This window comes from Pelomonas lactea (assembly GCF_043555885.1).
GTDB classification, from domain to species: Bacteria; Pseudomonadota; Gammaproteobacteria; order Burkholderiales; family Burkholderiaceae_C; genus Pelomonas; species Pelomonas lactea.
The window spans coordinates 754,380-769,833 of the sequence record NZ_JBIGHX010000003.1; the positions used below are offsets into that span (position 1 = coordinate 754,380).

Annotated in this window: 17 protein-coding genes; 14 read left to right on the plus strand and 3 right to left on the minus strand. The window is 68.9% G+C overall.

Going from position 1 to position 15,454, the window contains the following annotated elements; all coding sequences use genetic code 11:
• The 7 genes from ACG04Q_RS12050 to ACG04Q_RS12080 are packed head-to-tail and all read left to right on the plus strand — an operon-like array spanning position 1 to position 5,286.
• Positions 1-1,578: a DUF935 domain-containing protein gene (locus ACG04Q_RS12050; protein WP_394511166.1), complete on the plus strand. Its 1,578-nt coding sequence runs from the start codon at positions 1-3 to the stop codon at positions 1,576-1,578.
• A gap of 4 nt (positions 1,579-1,582) precedes the next feature.
• Positions 1,583-1,837, plus strand: coding sequence for an HNH endonuclease (locus ACG04Q_RS12055; RefSeq protein ID WP_394511167.1), 255 nt, complete (start codon positions 1,583-1,585; stop codon positions 1,835-1,837).
• The gene (locus ACG04Q_RS12060; RefSeq protein ID WP_394511168.1) at positions 1,827-2,600 is read left to right on the plus strand and encodes a phage head morphogenesis protein; all 774 of its coding nucleotides are present in this window, start codon (positions 1,827-1,829) and stop codon (positions 2,598-2,600) included. The genes ACG04Q_RS12055 and ACG04Q_RS12060 overlap by 11 nt, the downstream gene beginning before the upstream one ends.
• On the plus strand, positions 2,590-3,186 hold the full coding sequence (locus tag ACG04Q_RS12065) for a phage virion morphogenesis protein (protein ID WP_394511169.1): 597 nt from the start codon (positions 2,590-2,592) through the stop codon (positions 3,184-3,186). Before ACG04Q_RS12060 ends, ACG04Q_RS12065 begins: the two co-directional genes overlap by 11 nt.
• An 8-nt stretch (positions 3,187-3,194) precedes the next feature.
• Positions 3,195-3,815, plus strand: coding sequence for a glycoside hydrolase family 19 protein (locus ACG04Q_RS12070; protein ID WP_394511170.1), 621 nt, complete (start codon positions 3,195-3,197; stop codon positions 3,813-3,815).
• Positions 3,816-3,836: 21 nt separating this feature from the next.
• Positions 3,837-4,397, plus strand: coding sequence for a hypothetical protein (locus ACG04Q_RS12075; protein WP_394511171.1), 561 nt, complete (start codon positions 3,837-3,839; stop codon positions 4,395-4,397).
• The gene (locus ACG04Q_RS12080; RefSeq protein ID WP_394511172.1) at positions 4,384-5,286 is read left to right on the plus strand and encodes a hypothetical protein; all 903 of its coding nucleotides are present in this window, start codon (positions 4,384-4,386) and stop codon (positions 5,284-5,286) included. The genes ACG04Q_RS12075 and ACG04Q_RS12080 overlap by 14 nt, the downstream gene beginning before the upstream one ends.
• 948 nt (positions 5,287-6,234) lie before the next feature.
• On the opposite strand, the gene ACG04Q_RS12085 is transcribed toward ACG04Q_RS12080, so the two are convergent.
• The 3 genes from ACG04Q_RS12085 to ACG04Q_RS12095 form a co-directional block, all read right to left on the minus strand.
• Positions 6,235-8,499 (minus strand): TonB-dependent receptor plug domain-containing protein, encoded by a 2,265-nt coding sequence (locus ACG04Q_RS12085; RefSeq protein ID WP_394511173.1) that lies wholly within the window; start codon positions 8,497-8,499, stop codon positions 6,235-6,237.
• Between the two features lie 85 nt (positions 8,500-8,584).
• Positions 8,585-9,010 (minus strand): group I truncated hemoglobin, encoded by a 426-nt coding sequence (locus tag ACG04Q_RS12090; protein WP_394511174.1) that lies wholly within the window; start codon positions 9,008-9,010, stop codon positions 8,585-8,587.
• A 10-nt stretch (positions 9,011-9,020) separates the two neighbouring features.
• Positions 9,021-9,911 (minus strand): DUF3034 family protein, encoded by an 891-nt coding sequence (locus ACG04Q_RS12095; protein ID WP_394511175.1) that lies wholly within the window; start codon positions 9,909-9,911, stop codon positions 9,021-9,023.
• 118 nt (positions 9,912-10,029) lie between these two features.
• On the opposite strand from ACG04Q_RS12095, the gene apbC reads away from it, so the two are divergent.
• The 7 genes from apbC (at position 10,030) to ureA (ending at position 15,448) form a co-directional block, all read left to right on the plus strand.
• The gene (apbC, locus tag ACG04Q_RS12100) at positions 10,030-11,124 is read left to right on the plus strand and encodes an iron-sulfur cluster carrier protein ApbC (protein ID WP_394511176.1); all 1,095 of its coding nucleotides are present in this window, start codon (positions 10,030-10,032) and stop codon (positions 11,122-11,124) included.
• A 3-nt stretch (positions 11,125-11,127) separates the two neighbouring features.
• Positions 11,128-11,979 (plus strand): putative selenate ABC transporter substrate-binding protein, encoded by an 852-nt coding sequence (locus tag ACG04Q_RS12105; RefSeq protein ID WP_394511177.1) that lies wholly within the window; start codon positions 11,128-11,130, stop codon positions 11,977-11,979.
• Positions 11,976-12,782 (plus strand): phosphonate ABC transporter ATP-binding protein, encoded by an 807-nt coding sequence (locus tag ACG04Q_RS12110; protein WP_394511178.1) that lies wholly within the window; start codon positions 11,976-11,978, stop codon positions 12,780-12,782. The genes ACG04Q_RS12105 and ACG04Q_RS12110 overlap by 4 nt, the downstream gene beginning before the upstream one ends.
• A complete protein-coding gene (phnE, locus tag ACG04Q_RS12115; RefSeq protein WP_394511179.1) occupies positions 12,779-13,585 on the plus strand; it encodes a phosphonate ABC transporter, permease protein PhnE in 807 nt (268 codons plus the stop codon). Before ACG04Q_RS12110 ends, phnE (ACG04Q_RS12115) begins: the two co-directional genes overlap by 4 nt.
• Before the next feature lie 107 nt (positions 13,586-13,692).
• On the plus strand, positions 13,693-14,412 hold the full coding sequence (phnE, locus tag ACG04Q_RS12120) for a phosphonate ABC transporter, permease protein PhnE (protein WP_394511351.1): 720 nt from the start codon (positions 13,693-13,695) through the stop codon (positions 14,410-14,412).
• Positions 14,409-14,987 carry a nitroreductase family protein gene (locus ACG04Q_RS12125; protein WP_394511180.1) on the plus strand — a complete coding sequence of 193 codons (579 nt, stop codon included), beginning with the start codon at positions 14,409-14,411 and terminating at the stop codon, positions 14,985-14,987. The genes phnE (ACG04Q_RS12120) and ACG04Q_RS12125 overlap by 4 nt, the downstream gene beginning before the upstream one ends.
• 158 nt (positions 14,988-15,145) lie before the next feature.
• Positions 15,146-15,448: an urease subunit gamma gene (ureA, locus tag ACG04Q_RS12130; RefSeq protein ID WP_394511181.1), complete on the plus strand. Its 303-nt coding sequence runs from the start codon at positions 15,146-15,148 to the stop codon at positions 15,446-15,448.
• The last annotated feature ends 6 nt before the right edge of the window (positions 15,449-15,454 follow it).

The window sequence follows — 15,454 nt, forward strand, 5'->3', positions numbered from 1 at the left end:
ATGGCCGAAATCGTCGACCAGAACGGGCAGCCGCTGCGGCAGGAGATCGCCTCCATCGAGCGCGACCCGCACCGCGTGTTCTTCGGTGGCATCCAGTACAACGAAGACGACACGCTCAAGAGCCGCGGCGGCTCCAAGGGCCTGAAGATTTACCAGGAGCTGAAGCGCGACGCGCATGCCGGCGCCGTGCTCGCCAAGCGCAAGCGCGCCGTGACGGGCCGGCCCTGGGTGGTGGAGCCCGCGAGCGAGGCGCCTGCCGACGTGGCCGCCGCCGACCTGGTGCGCGAGTACTTCGAGAGCATCCAGTTCAACCAGCTGTGCAAGCGGCTGCTGGAGGCGACGCTGCAGGGCTTCGCGGTTGTCGAGGCCATCTGGGAAGTGGTGGACGGCAAGCTGCTGCCCACCAAGCTCAAGGCCCGCAACGCGCGGCGCTTCACGTTCGACGTGAACGACGAGATGCGCCTGCTCACGCGCGAGGCGCCGCTGCTGGGCGAGCCGCTGCCGCCGCGCAAGTTCATCATCCACCGCCGTGGCGCTGACACCGAGGACAGCCCTTATGGCGAGGGCGTCGGCGCCATGTTGTTCTGGCCCGTCTTCTTCAAGCGCAACGGCATCACGTTCTGGCTCACGTTCGCCGACAAGTTCGGCGCACCCACCGCGCTCGGCAAGTACCCGCCCAACGCGCAGCAGGCCGACCAGAAGAAGCTGCTCGCGGCGCTGAAGGCGATCAGCCGCGATGCGGGCGTGATCATCCCGGACGGCATGGCCGTCGAGTTCCTGGAAGCGCAGCGCTCGGGCTCGGTGGACACCTACGAGAAGCTCGTCCGCTACATGGACGAACTGATCAGCAAGGCGGTGCTGGGCGAGACCATGAGCACCACCGCGTCGTCGGCCGGGCTCGGCAGCGGCCAGGCCAACGTGCAGGACGACGTCCGCATGGAGGTCGCGAAGGACGACGCCGACGAGCTGGACGAGACGCTGACCGAGTTCGCGCGCTGGATCGTCGAGCTCAACATCGCGGGCGCGAAGCCGCCGCGCGTGCGCCGCGTGTTCGACGAGCCGGAAGACACGGTCAAGTTGGCGACGCGCGACAAGCTGCTGACCGAGATGGGCTTCGAACCCGACGAGGCCTACATCCAGCAGACCTACGGCAACGGCTGGAAGAAGAAGGCGCCCGCGCCGATGCCGCCGGCGTTGGCGAGCATGCCACCTGGTGGCGCTGTCGACGAGACCGACCAGGCCGACTTCGCCGAGGGCGCTCCTCCGCAGGCTGCAGGCTCGCAGCGGGCATTCAACAGGGCACGGCAGGAGGCCATCCTGGCCGCGTCCGAAGAGTTGGCCGGCCAGTGGAAGGAGCTGATGGGCAAGCCCGTCGAACGCCTGACCGCCATGCTCGAAGAGAGCGGCGACCTGGTCGCCTTCCGCGAAGGCCTGGCGCGGCTGCTCGACGACAAGCCCGACCCGACCACCGTCGAGACCATCGCGCGCGCCACCTTCGCCGGTCATCTGATGGGGCGCGGTCTCGCAAGGAAGAAGCCCGGGCTGCTTGGCAAGTGGAAGCAGCGGCTTCTGGGCTAGGCCGATGGGCAAGCGCCACCGCTCCGGTCGCCGTGTCGCGCAAGTCCGCAAGCAGCGGCGCGAGACGGTCTACAAGATGAAGCGCAAGCGCTGCTATGGCGTGGTGCCGTGCTTCGTGTGCGGCCAGCACGTCGACGAGATGCACGCCACGCTGGAGCACGTGCAGCCATTGAGCAAGGGCGGTACCGACGCGATGGCGAACCTCGACATCTCGCACAGCTGGTGCAACCAGGCGCGGGGGAACGCTGATGGCCGTTGATCTGCGCTTCAACCTGGAGCCGCGCAAGGCGCTGGAGTTCTTCCGTGGCAAGGGCTATGCCACCAGCTTCGGCTGGCAGGAGGTCTGGCAGTACGAGCACGACCTGGCCTTCACGGTCGCCAAGATGATGAACGTCGACCTGCTGCGCGATGTGCGCATGGCGGTCGACAAGGCCATCGCCGAGGGCTGGACGAAGCAGCAGTTCCGCGACGCGCTGGAGCCGCGCCTGGTCGAGGCCGGCTGGTGGGGCAAGGCCGAGATGACGGACCCGGACACGGGCGAGATCAAGCAGGTGCAGCTGGGCTCGCCGAGGCGGCTTCAAACCATCTTCGAAACCAACATCCAGACCAGCTACGCCGCCGGCCACTGGGCGCAGATCAGGCAGACGAAGGATGACGCGCCGTACCTGATGTACGACGCGGTCAACGACGCGCAGACCCGCCCCGAGCATGCAGCCTGGGACGGCCTGGTGCTCAGTGCCGATGACCCGTGGTGGCAGGCCCACTTCCCGCCGAACGACTGGGGCTGCCGCTGCGGCGTGATCCAGCTCAGCCGCGCGCAGGCTGAAGCGATGGGCAAGGCAGAGCCCGACACGGCACCGGCCGTGCAGATGCGCGACTACACGAACCCGCGCACCGGCGAGACGACGCAGGTGCCGAAGGGTGTAGGCCCGGGCTGGGCCTACGCGCCAGGGTCGAGCCGCATCGAGATGCAGCGCGACCTCCTGACCGAGAAGGAAAGGGCATTCCGCGATGGCAAGTGACATCAAGGTCTCGGTCAAGGACGACGCGCTGCGCGCGGCCGTTGACCGGGTGCGACTGGGCCTGCCGCTGGGCGGCCGGATGCGGCCGCTGTGGGAACGCATCGGCCGCATCGGCAAGACGTCCACGCAGCTGCGCTTTCGAACGCAGGTCGATCCGAGCGGCAAGCCTTGGGTCAAGAGCTGGCGGGCGCTGAACGAGGGCGGCCAGACGATGAGTCTGTCGCGCCGCCTGCGCAATTCGATTGCCTACGAGGCCCGCGAGACGGGCGTGGCCTGGGGCACAAACGTTGCCTACGCTGCGCAGCGCAACTTCGGCGGCGTGATCCGTGCGAAGGCCGGCCCGTTCCTGTCCATTCCGGTCACGCCCGAGGCGCGCCGCGCCGGTAGCCCGCGCAACTTCGGCGAGCTGCACGTGGCGCAGTCCATCAAGGGCCAGTTCATGCTGGTCGACAAGAACGGCGTCACCCAGTACCTGCTGCGGGCCAAGGTCACCCAGCCGGCGCGCGAGTTCCTGGGCGTGAACGAGGCCGACTCGAAGGAGATCGTCGACACGTCCGAGCGCTACTACGAGGAGCAATGGCGATGAGCGCACCAATGATCACGGCCGCCACGCTGAAGCGCTTCGCGCCGATGTGTTCGACACCGCAGATTCACGCTGCCGCGCTGGAGGCCGCGCGCGTGAAGAGCCAGGTCAACACGCCGGCCCGCCTGGCCTGCCTGATGGGGCAGATCGCACACGAGACAGCGGGCCTGACGCTGATGGTCGAGAGCATGAACTGGCGCGACCCGGAGCGCCTGGACAAGTTCTACAGCGCAGTGCGCGGCATCGACGATGCGAAGGCCTTGATCGCGCGCGGCCAGGCAGCCATTGCGAACCGCGTCTACGGGGGCCGGCTCGGCAATGGCGACGAGGCCAGCGGCGACGGCTGGCGCTTTCGCGGCTCGGGCTACCTGCAGCTCACCGGCCGTGCTAACTATGTCGAGATCGGAAAGCTGCTCGGCTTGGACTTGGTCGGCCACCCTGAGTGGGTTCGCGACCCTGCGTCGGCAGCGCGCGTAGCGCTGCAGTATTGGGACGCACGCGGCTGCAACGAGCTGGCCGACGTTGGTGACGTGGGGGGCGTCACACGCTTGATCAACGGGCCTGCGCTGGCTGGCATAGCTGACCGCCTGTCGGCCACGGCTAGGGCGCGGGAGGTTTGGCGCGCGACGTGAAAACTGGGAGCCCGGCGGGCGGTGAGAAAGTTGCGCCGGCTGGACGAAGGCACGTACATTTCAACGCGGCGCTTCTTCCAGTTTGCGATGCATTCGAAACTGTTCTTGTACTCGGCTGCACCGTACGCCAAGTACCTCATTCAGGCAAACTATCTCAACGATGTGCACTACGTTTGGTGCTCAGAGGCGTGGGACTTTCGTGCAATGCGCGCTGGAACCTTGGGCTCGCACGTCGCTGTAACAAGCAATCCAAGAGACATCTGCTCAAACCTCAGGCGCCATGTCGGCGACGGGCATAACCCCTATGCCATGAATGTGCGGAACCGCTACGCAGCGCTCACAGCGGGCTGGGTCAAAGAAGGCAAACTCAGTCAGGACCAAAGCGACGAGATTGCGGCCATCCTCTCCTCAGACAATGAAGACCTTTGGCAGCCCGTTCTCTATGTCATCCGGCGTGATGCAGTCAAGGAACGCATGGAGGTCGTTCGCCGAGAGAGTCGCGCCGGTATCGGTCTGGAGTACATCATCAGAGACTTGGTCCCAACAGAGTTCGATCTGCTGAGGTTGCATGATGCAGGTTGATCCCCGCCCTTCCACAGAGGAGCAAGCGCGTGCCGCAGAGGTATCGAGCTGGCTCGCGCAGCGGTTGATACCAGACCCCCTCCGCGAAACTGTTGATCTCTCGGATATGCCTCAGAGTGTCGCCAATTACCTCGCGGCACGGGGGGTCGGTTTACCTTCTCTCATCGCGAGCCTCGACCTTCAGAAGTCGCTCTTCGAGGAGGCGGCAACCTACCTCCGCGAAGCATCAGCTTCTGACGGAAGGCGCGACCGTGCGATGGAACGTCTTGGTTCTGCGGGGAACCTGCCCATCGGCGACTACGAGCTTTCGATCAGCGATGAGTCCTGGGCCGCATTTGCACCGATGGAGAGTATGGATAGCGTCCGGGAGGCTGTTCGCAGTCCGGACTTCGTGCAGCATCTTCAAGTTCCCATTGACGCTGGCAAGCTTGGCAGCAACACGAGTTGGCTAGCCAAAGTGATGTCAAGGAAAGGCGGGCTGCCGTACGTGCTCTTGGTGGAGGCCTCTCGATCAGGGAAGACGCTGAACTTCGGCGCGGCGTGGCGCCTGTATCCGGAGTACGTTCAGTACGAGGGGGCTAGTACCGGGTTCGAACTGCTGATGTGCTTCCTTGCACGCTACGGCGTTGCGACACGGCTGATGAACACCGGGGAATTCAAGATCTTCCACGAATCGCCCGTCGATATGGCGATCAGTCACCGGAACGAACGGGGTGAGCCAGGCGGACGGTTCTACGTCGAGGCAAATCAGCAGGTCGACTTCCTAATCCACCATATGTTCACCAAAACGCTGTTGCCCGACGAATCTGCGATCAGGTTTTTCCACAGCTATCACGTCAACATGGATATGTACCGAGCTGACGTAAGCCGTGCCCAGAGCTTGGGCTGAACCGCCGTGTGTGACGGGTGAGCCTAGTGCCTTGGCGGCCCGAAAAAAGGCTTCTTGGGCAGTTTTGGAGGGCCAGCTCTGGCGGCTGGAAGTGTGGCGATCTGCCACACTTCCACTCGCGGAGGGGCCAGGCCCATCGTTGTAGAGGCATCGACCGTCCGCGCAACACTTCGCCACAGTTCGGCAGCCCGTCTTCAGTACCGTCCGAAAGATGGTCTGCCATAGGCAAAGGGGGCCCCTGTCTGAATCCAGCCGGTCCCGGCGCCCGCCACAGTCACCTCAAACCATGCGCCGCCGAAGTGTTGCGACCCAATCCACCCCAAGCCTGGCTAAGTCGTTGTGGTTCAAGGCCTTCCCACCCCTTTCCACCTTTTCCCGCCCCTTCCCAGTTCTCCCTCAGATCATGCGGGGAATCACAGCTTCTTTTCAGGCAGACGCGACCCGCTTCGCTCTCGCCGCTGTCCTGATAACGAGCACCATCCATCGCGCCTTCACGCCGCTTAACGCCGGCTGCACGCCGGGCTCATCAGGAGCAGCCGCGTCGCTGGGGCGACGGCACGGGCTGTGGTGCTCGGCCGCGCCGCCCGAGCGGCGCTGCATTGGGCTGTTTTGATGAGCACGGCGTGCAGCCGCGCGTCGGACGGACCGCTGGTGCGATTGGGCGCTCTCGTCACAAGTCAGCCGCGAGAGCGCAGCGGTTCGCTTCGTCGAGCCGTCCCCGACGGATGTTTTCGCGCGCCGCTCTTTGCGGCGTCGCGGTCGAGTGCGGTTCAGGGCCTCTTCTTTGGTGACTTTCTTCTGGCGCCGCAGAAGAAAGTTACCCCGCCGCCGGGCGGGACTCCCGGCAATGCACCGATCAGCAGCACGCTCCGCAAAACCACCCAAGACAGCAGGCAAAAAAGACCGCACATCGGCCGACCCCGTCCTCAACCAAACAGCACGCAGCCGTCAGATCTTCATCTCCCACCGCAGCTGCCACTGCGTGTAGCTCGGCCCGCCGCTGCGGCTGGTGACGATCTGCGTGTCCGTCGTGCTGACGCTGCCGGTGTAGTAGTCCAGCGGCGACAGGTTGCTGGCCGACAGCCGCAGCGACTGCTCCTGCGAGATGTTCCAGGTCGCGAACGCGTCGGTGACGAGCTTGCGGTTGGTCGTGATCTCCGTCAGCGCGGTCTGCTGGATGGTGGACGACGGCGTCCAGTTCAGCGATGCGCCTATCGACACCGGCAGCGACCGCAGCCGGTAGTCGAAGCCCAGGTTGGCCGTCGCCTTGGGCTGGCCCTCGATGCGGTTGTTGGGGCCGGGCAGGCCGTCCACCTTGGACGTGAAGAAGCTCAGGTTGCTGCGGATGTTGATCGGCAGCGCATCGTCGAAATACTCGTCCAGCCGGAACTTGGCCTCCAGCTCCAGCCCCATCGTGCTGGCCTTGCCCAGGTTGCGCGGCCGGGCCACCCAGCGCGGCGTGGCGCTCCACGACACGGTCTCCAGGTCCACCACGTTGCGCATCAGGTTGCTGATGCGGCGCGCAAAGAAGTTGGCGCCCAGCATGCCGCCCTTGCTCAGGTACTTCTCCCAGCCGATCTCCACACCCGTGGCCAGCTCGGGCTTCAGGTCGGGGTTGCCGGCGCGGTCGGGCGTCGTGATGTCGTGCGGCACGCTGGCGTTGATGCTGGGCCGCGCGATCAGGTCCTGCAGCTGCGGGCTGCGGTAGCTGCGCGTCAGGCTCATGCGGATGGCTTCCTTGCCGGCCGGGTCCAGCTTGTAGCGGGCATGCGCCAGCGGCGTGAACACGCTGGACGTGTTGCTGACCGCGTAGTTGGCCGCGCTGCTCTCGGTCCTGATGCCTTCCCAGCGCAGCCCGGCGTAGAAGTCCCACTGCTTGCCGACGTTCCACTCGTCCTGCGCGTAGGCCGCCAGGCGCGTCGTCGATGCGTCCATGTCGTCGCCGAAGTCACCCAGGCCGGCCTGCGGCTGGTTGTCCACCAGCGTCGTGCGCGTGGCGTGCCGCGTCGTGCCTTCGCCCTCGGCGCCCAGCACCAGGCTGTGGTCGTTCTGCAGGCTGCGCGAGTATTTGCCGACGAGGTTCCAGCTGCGGTCGCGGGTCTGCGTGGTGTCCTGCTGCACGCGCGAGATGGCGCCGGCCGTCGTCTCGGTGCGCAGGCTGTGGCTGCTGCCGCTGGCGCCGCCCAGGCCGCCGCGCAGGTCGATGCGGGTGTCGGCGTCGGGCCGGGCCAGCCACTGCGTGTTCAGCCGCGCCATCGTGAAGCGGTTGTCGCCGTCGGTCACCGCGCGGTCGAAGTCGCCGGGCGGGCGGGTCGCCGGGGCGGGCGCGGGCGTCGTCGTGCGCGTGATGTCCGAATGGTTGTCCGACTTGCTGGCCACGACGAAGGGCTGCACGGTCAGCGTGTCCTGGCCGCCCAGCTTGAACTGCACGCGGCCGTTCAGGTTCAGGCCCTGGCGCGAGTCCTCGCTCTGGCCGCGCGTGATCTGCAGCGACTCGGCGCCCGTCGCGCGGCTCAGTCGCGTGACGTCGGTGATGACGTCGTCGATGCGCTCGCCGCGCATCGCATTGACGCTGAAGTTGTAGGTGTGGCCTTCGCCGAAGCTGTCGTTGCGGCTCCAGCTGATGTTGGGGCTGAGCTTGCCTCGCTCCACGCCGACGCCGGCGCGGAACTCGTTGAGCCGCCTCTTCAGCGGCTCGCGCAGCACCACGTTGATGGTGCCGGCGATGGCGCGCGTGCCGTACTCGGCGGTGGGCGCGCGCAGCACCTCGATGCGCTCGACCTGCTCGGGCGGCAGCTGGTCCAGCGAGAAGCCGGGCGGCATGCGTTCGCCGTCGACGAGGATCTGCGTGAAGCCGCCGCCCATGCCGCGCATGCGCACGTCGCCGCCGCGGCCCGGGCGGCCGCCGGTGGTCACGCCGGGCAGGCGCTTGAGCACCTCGCCCACGGTCGAGTCGCCGAACTTCTCGATCTCCTCGCGCGTGATGACGATCTTGCTGGCCGTGGAAGCCCGGCGGATGGACTCCTCGCTGGCCGTGCCGCTGACTTCCACGCGGTTGAGCTGCTCCGGGGCGGCTGCCGGCCGGGCCTGGCGCGCCGTGGGTGCCGAGGCGGCCGTGGCCGGCGGCGCGGGCTGCGTCTGGGCGAGGGCGGGCAGGCAGCCGCAGGCCATCAGGGCCGCAGCGGTGGTCAGGCGAAGGCGGGGCAGTTGCATGGCCGGCAGTGTGCCGGGGGGCCTGCCAACGCTTGTGGCCGCTGCGTTAACGCAAGAATTCTTTACAGGCGCTGTGCCGCTCGGCTCAGCGGCTGCTGTTGACGATGTCGCGGTGCATGGGGGCCAGCCTCGCCAGCATCGCGTTCTGCGCGGCGAACGGGATGCCGCGCGCCTGCATGGCCTGCTGCAGCACCTCCACCAGCGCGTTGAAGTCGCCGCGCGTGATCTCCAGGTCCTCGTGCGCCAGCTTCATCGGCGGGCCCTGGTAGGCGCAGGGGCCGCCGGCCTGCTGGCACAGCTGCTCGGTGAGTTGGGCGGCCAGGTGCTGGCGATCGGTCTTGACGAAGAAGGGCGCCGTGCGCGGGTCGGCGGCCAGGCGGGGCACAAAGTCGTCCATCACGGCGCGTATGCCGGCCTTGCCACCCCAGGCCTGGTAGAGGGCGTCGGCGGCGGGTGGCTGCGCGACGGCGGTGGTGGCCAGCAGCAGGCCGGCGAGAACGGTGGCACGCATGGCTTTCCTCCTAGAACGCGAACTGGGCCGACAGGTAGGCGCCGGTCTGGCGCCGCGGCTGCACGGCCGGTGCGATGTGGCCGAGGTCCACCCACGCGGCCGTGACGGATACCCGCTTGCTGGGCGCCCAGGCGATGAAGACGTCCTTCCAGTCGTCCTCCGCCAGCGCGCCGGCGCCCAGCACCGAGTCGTGCAGGTTGTCCGGCTTGGCGCGGAACTCCACGCCGACGGCCAGCTGGCTTGACAGCAGCTTGGCGATGGACAGCTCGGGCTGCAGCCGCATGCCGCGGCCCTGCGCGCCGCCAAAGCCCAGCAGGCCGTTCTGGTTGGCCTTGGTCGCGCGCAGCGTCAGGTTCACCAGCACGCCCTCGGCCAGCAGCAGCTTGGTGGCGCTGACGTAGAAATCCGTGCCCGACGCCTTGGCGCCCAGCGGGCCGAACAGCGTGGGGCCCAGCGCGCCGGCGTGGGTGCGCTTGTGCTCGATGCCGATGGCGAGCTGCGGCATCAGCGTGTCACTGTCCAGCACCGCGTCGCCCGCCAAGCGCAGTTTGGCGGCGACGATGTCCTGCTTCAGGTGCAGCCCGGGTAACCCCAGCGGCGCGAGGTTGTCGCGCGTGTCCAGGTCCTGCCGGGCCACGCTGAACTCCACGCGGTCGTGCACCGACAGCGCCGCGCCGTACGTCCACAGCCCGTAGTCGCCGGTGCTGGCGCGGGTCACGAACGCCGTGCCGCCCACCTCGCCGGCGGTGGCGTAGCTGCCGGTCAGCGCCCAGGGCGTCAGGCCGCCGCCGGCCGCGCCGTCGATGCTGGAGACGCCGCCCGTCAGCAGCAGCTTGCTGCCGGGCTGCGCGAAGGCGGGGGCGGCCAGCAGGGCGGCCAGCAACAGGAGGGGGCGGTGCATGGTCTTGTTCTCCGGGTGGGCACGAGGGCCCGGCCCACTCTACGCATGCGCCGGCCCGGCGGATGCAGAACCATGGGGGCTAGACTGCCGGACCCGTCCAAACGCAGTACTTTTACCCATGACCGCCATCTCCGAAGCCCAGCTTCAACCCCTGCTGAACGCCGTGACCGACCCCGGCAGCGGCCGCACGCTGGGCGAGTCCCGGGCGATCAAGTCGGTCAAGGTCAGCGGCAGCGATGTCGCCATCGCCGTCGAGCTCGGCTACCCCGCCGCCAGCCAGCACGCGGCGCTGGCCGAGGCGCTGACGGACGCCGTCAAGGCCCAGCCGGGCGCGGGCAACGTCAGCGTCACCATCACGACGAACGTCGTCGCCCATGCCGTGCAGCGCGGCGTGCAGCTGCTGCCGGGCGTCAAGAACATCATCGCCGTGGCCTCCGGCAAGGGCGGCGTGGGCAAGAGCACCACGGCCGCCAACCTCGCGCTGGCGCTGCATGCCGAGGGCGCCCGCGTGGGCGTGCTGGATGCCGACGTCTACGGCCCCAGCCAGCCGCTGATGCTGGGCGCCAGCGGCCGCCCTGAGAGCCATGACGGCCAGACGATGGAACCCCACGTCGCCCACGGCCTGCAGGTCAACTCCATCGGCTTCCTCGTCGACGACGACCAGGCCATGATCTGGCGCGGCCCCATGGCCACGCAGGCACTGGAGCAGCTGCTGCGCCAGACGAACTGGCACGAGCTGGACTACCTCATCATCGACATGCCGCCCGGCACCGGCGACATCCAGCTCACCCTGTCGCAGCGCGTGCCTGTCACGGGGGCCGTCATCGTCACGACGCCGCAGGACATCGCGCTCATCGACGCCAAGAAGGGCCTGAAGATGTTCGAGAAGGTGGGCGTGCCCATCCTCGGCATCGTCGAGAACATGGCGGTCCACATCTGCAGCAACTGCGGCCACGCCGAGCACATCTTCGGCGCCGAGGGCGGCCAGAAGATGGCGGCGCAGTACGGCACCGAGCTGCTGGGCTCGCTGCCGCTGGCCATGAGCATCCGCGCGCAGGCCGACAGCGGCACGCCCACCGTCGCCGCCCAGCCCGACGGCGAGTTCGCCGCGCTCTACAAGGCGCTGGCCCGCAAGGTGTCGTCCAAGATCGCCGCGCAGAGCAAGGACTACTCGTCCAAGTTCCCCACCATCTCCATCTCCAAGAACAGCTGAGCCATGACCACACGCCGCCACCTCCTCGCCGCCAGCCTGGCCCTGGCCGCCGTTTCCGCCCACGCCCAGCAGGTGCTGCGCGTGACGGCCATTCCCGATGAGTCGCCCACCGAGCTGGCGCGCAAGTTCGCGCCGCTGGGTGCCTACCTGGAGAGCAAGCTGGGCATGAAGGTCGAGTGGACGCCGGTGACCGACTACGCCGCGGCCGTCGAGACCGTCGTCAACAAGAAGATCGACCTGGCCTGGTTCGGCGGCTTCACGTTCGTGCAGGCCAGCGTGCGCTCCGGCGGCAAGGTCGTGCCGCTGGTGCAGCGTGAGGAGGACGAGAAGTTTCGCTCCGTCTTCATCACCGACAAGGCCAGCGGCATCGCCAGGCTGGAAGACCTGAAGGGCAAGACGCTGTCCTTCGGCTCGCAGAGCAGCACGTCGGGCCACCTGATGCCGCGCAGCTTCCTGCTGGCCGTCAAGGTCAACCCCGACGTGGACCTCAAGCGCGTGGCCTTCAGCGGCGCGCACGACGCCACCATCGCCGCCGTCGCCAGCGGCAAGGTGGACGCCGGCGCGCTGAACATCTCGGTGTGGGAGAAGTTCGTCGCCGAGAAGAAGGTGGACCCGGCGCAGGTGAAGGTGTTCTACACGACGCCTGCTTACTACGACTACAACTGGTCCGTCCACGCCGACATGCCGCAGGCGCTGCAGGACAAGATCAAGGCGGCCTTCCTGGCGCTGGACCCGAACACGCCCCAAGGCAAGGAAATCCTCGGCCTGCAGCGCGCGACGAAGTTCATCCCCACCAAGCCCGAGAACTACACCGGCATCAAGGCCGCTGCCGAGAACGCCGGCCTGCTGAAGTGATCTCGCTGAGCGGCATCGACGCGGCCGCGCTGGGCGGCACGTCGGCGGTGCTGCGCGGCGTGAGCCTGGACGTCGCTGCTGGCGAGGCGGTCGCCGTCATTGGTGCGTCGGGTGCCGGCAAGACGACGCTGCTCAACCAGCTGGCGCTGATGCAGGCGCCGCTGGCTGGCCGCCTGGTGCTGGACGGCGCCGAGCCCTGGGCGCAGCCGCGCCGCGAACGCCAGCGGCTGCGCGCCGGCATCGCGCTGGCGCCGCAGCAGCCCCCGCTGCCGCCGCGCCAGCGCGTCGCCGTCGCCGTGCTGGCGGCGCGGCTGCCGCAGATGTCGCTGGTGCGCAGCCTGCGCACGCTGTGGAGCCCGCCCGACGCGCCGCTGGCGCTGGCCGCGCTGACGCCGCTGGGCTTGGCCGACAAGCTGTGGCTGCGGGTGGACCGCCTGTCCGGCGGCGAGCGCCAGCGCGTGGGCCTGGCGCGGCTGCTGGTGGCCGATGCGCGCCTGTGGCTGGCCGACGAGCCGCTGGCCGCGCTGGACCCCACCCGCGCCGGCACCGTGCTGGCCGTGCTGCGCCAGCAGGCCGCCGAGCGCGGCGCGTCGCTGGTGTGCAGCCTGCACCAGGTGGACCTGGCGTTGAAGCACTTCCCCCGCGTCGTGGCGCTGCGTGCCGGGCGCGTCGTGTTCGACGGCCCGCCCGGCGCCATCGACGAAGACCTGCTGGAGGAGCTGTACCGCAGCCAGGACGAGGCGCCGCCCGAGCTGGCGCCGCTGGTGCAGCCGGTGCCGCTGCCCCAGGCCATGTGCCGATGACGCGCGACCCCGCGCTGGCCCGGCGCTGGGCGTTGCTGCTCGGCATGCTGGTGCTGGCCTGGCCGCTGCTGGTGCTGGCCGAGTTCAAGCCCTGGACGCTGCTGGACGAGCGCAGCCTGCGCGCGACCGGCCGCTTCGTCGCGCAGTTCTTCCCGCCGCGCAGCGACGCCGAGTTCCTGGCGCTGCTGGCGCGCGAGACCTGGCGCACCGTCGCCATCGCCACCGCGGGCATGACGCTGGCGCTCGGCATCGCGGTGCCGCTGTCGCTGCTGGCCACCACGCGGCTGTCGGCCAGCACGCTGGAGGGGCGCCCCGGCCCGGCGCGCTGGGGGCGCCGCGCGGTGCGCGCGCTGCTGGTGGCGTTGCGCTCCATCCCGGAGCTGGTGTGGGCGCTGGTCTTCGTGCGCGTCGTCGGGCTGGGACCCACGGCGGGCGTGCTGGCCATCGCCATCGCCTACGGCGGCATGCTGGGCAAGGTCTACGCCGAGATTCTGGAAAGCGCCGACCCCGCGCCCACGCAGGCGCTGCTGCGCGGCGGCGCCGGTCGACTGCAGGCGCTGCTGTTCGGCGCGCTTCCCAGCTGCGCGCCGGAGCTGCTGAGCTACACCGTCTACCGCTGGGAGTGCGCGGTGCGCTCGTCCGTCGTGCTGGGCTTCGTCGGCGCGGGCGGGCTGGGGCAGCTGCTGGACAGCGCGTCCAAGATGTTCGCGGGCGCGGAGGTCAGTGCCATCCTGCTGGTGTTCATCGCGCTGGTGATGGCCAGCGATGCGTTCAGCCGCTGGCTGCGGGGGCGACTGGCATGAGGCAGCCCCCACGCTCACGTCGTTCGCTGCCCCCCGAGGGGGCGTCGGCGCCTCCGGGCGGCCGAGCGGCGCCGAGGCCGTCCACCGCCGCCGTGCTGCTGGCCCTGATGGTGCTGGTGGTCGCCAGCTTCTGGTCGCTGGACCTGCAGTGGGCGGCCTTCCTCGGTGCCGACGCGCTGGCCAGCATGGGCCGCTTCGCGCTGGGCTTCTTCCCGCCCGAGGCGGCGCCGGCCTTCCTCGCCAAGACAGGCTGGGCGCTGCTGGAGACGCTGGCGATGTCGGCCGTTGGCACGGCGCTGGCCGTCGTGGGCGGGCTGGTGCTGGCGCTGCCGGCCGCGGGCGCGGGCCTCGCGCGCGGCGCGGCGCGGCTGGTGCTGAACGTGCTGCGCAGCGTGCCCGAGCTGGTGTGGGCCGTGCTGCTGCTCATCCTCGCCGGCCTGGGGCCGCTGCCGGGCACGCTGGCGCTGGCGCTGCACACCAGCGGCGTGCTGGGGCGGCTGTTTGCCGAGAGCTTCGAGAACGCGCCGCCCGACGTGGCACTCGCGCTGCGCCAGCGGGGCGTGGGGGCGGTGCGGGTGTGGCTGTTTGCCACGCTGCCGCAGACGCTGCCGCAGCTGGCCAGCTACACGCTGTACCGCTGGGAGAACAACATCCGCGCCGCCAGCGTGCTGGGCGTCGTCGGCGCCGGCGGGCTGGGGCAGATGCTGAGCTACCACCTGGGCCTGTTCCAGATGCGCGAGAGCTGCACCGTGCTGCTGGCGATGGTGCTGCTGGTGGCGGTGGTGGACGCGCTGTCCTGGCGCCTGAGACAACACCTGACCCGATGACGATGACCCCACTGGACGCGCTGCTGACCCGCTACTCGGTCGGCCCCAAGCACCTCGTCGAGCCCGGGCCGGGCGACGCGGAGCTCACGCTGATGGCGCAGGCCGCGCTGCGTGCGCCCGACCACGCCGAACTGGTGCCTTACCGTTTCAAGGTGGTGCGCGGCGACTCAAAACGGGGCATGGCCGCCCTGTTTGCCGACGCGGCCCGCGCTTCGGCCAAGGGCGAGGAGGGCGCCGCGCTGGACGCCGAGCGCGCGCTGCGCCCGCCGGTCACTGTGGCGGTGGTCGCCCGCATCGACCTGGGCCACCCGCTGGTGCCCGCGCACGAGCAGTGGGCGGCGGTGGGCGGCGCGGTCGCGAACTTCCTGTCTGCGGCCCATGCGCTGGGCTTCGGCGGCAAGATGCTCAGCGGCGCCAAGGTGCGCAATCCGGCCATCGCAGCTGCGTTCTGCGAGCCTGGCGAGACGCTGGTGGGCTGGATTGCGCTGGGCACGCCGGCGCGCCGAGCCGCCGGCCCGGCCCGCAAGCCCGACCCCGGACAGTTGCTGATCGACTGGCACCCGCCTTGCAAGTGATAGTGGATTGATGGAACTCACGCCAAGAGTTCGGCCGGCCTTTGCGGCCGAACGTGCTGACTGAAAAGAATCGAGCCAAGCGAGATGGAATTAACTCCACGTGTTCGGCCGGCCTCGCCGGCCGCTCGGTCCGACTGACAAATATCGAGCGAAGCGAGATGGAACTCACTCCCCGAGAAAAAGACAAGCTGCTGCTGTTCACGGCCGCACTGCTTGCCGAGCGCCGCAAGGCCCGTGGCCTCAAGCTCAACTATCCCGAGGCCGTGGCGCTGATCAGCGCCGCCATCCTCGAAGGCGCCCGCGACGGCAAGACCGTCGCCGAGCTGATGAGCGACGGGCGTATCGTGCTGACGCGCGAGGACGTCATGGACGGCATCGCCGAGATGATTCCCGAGATCCAGGTCGAAGCGACCTTCCCGGACGGCACCAAGCTCGTCACCGTCCACCAACCCATTGCCTGAAGCCCC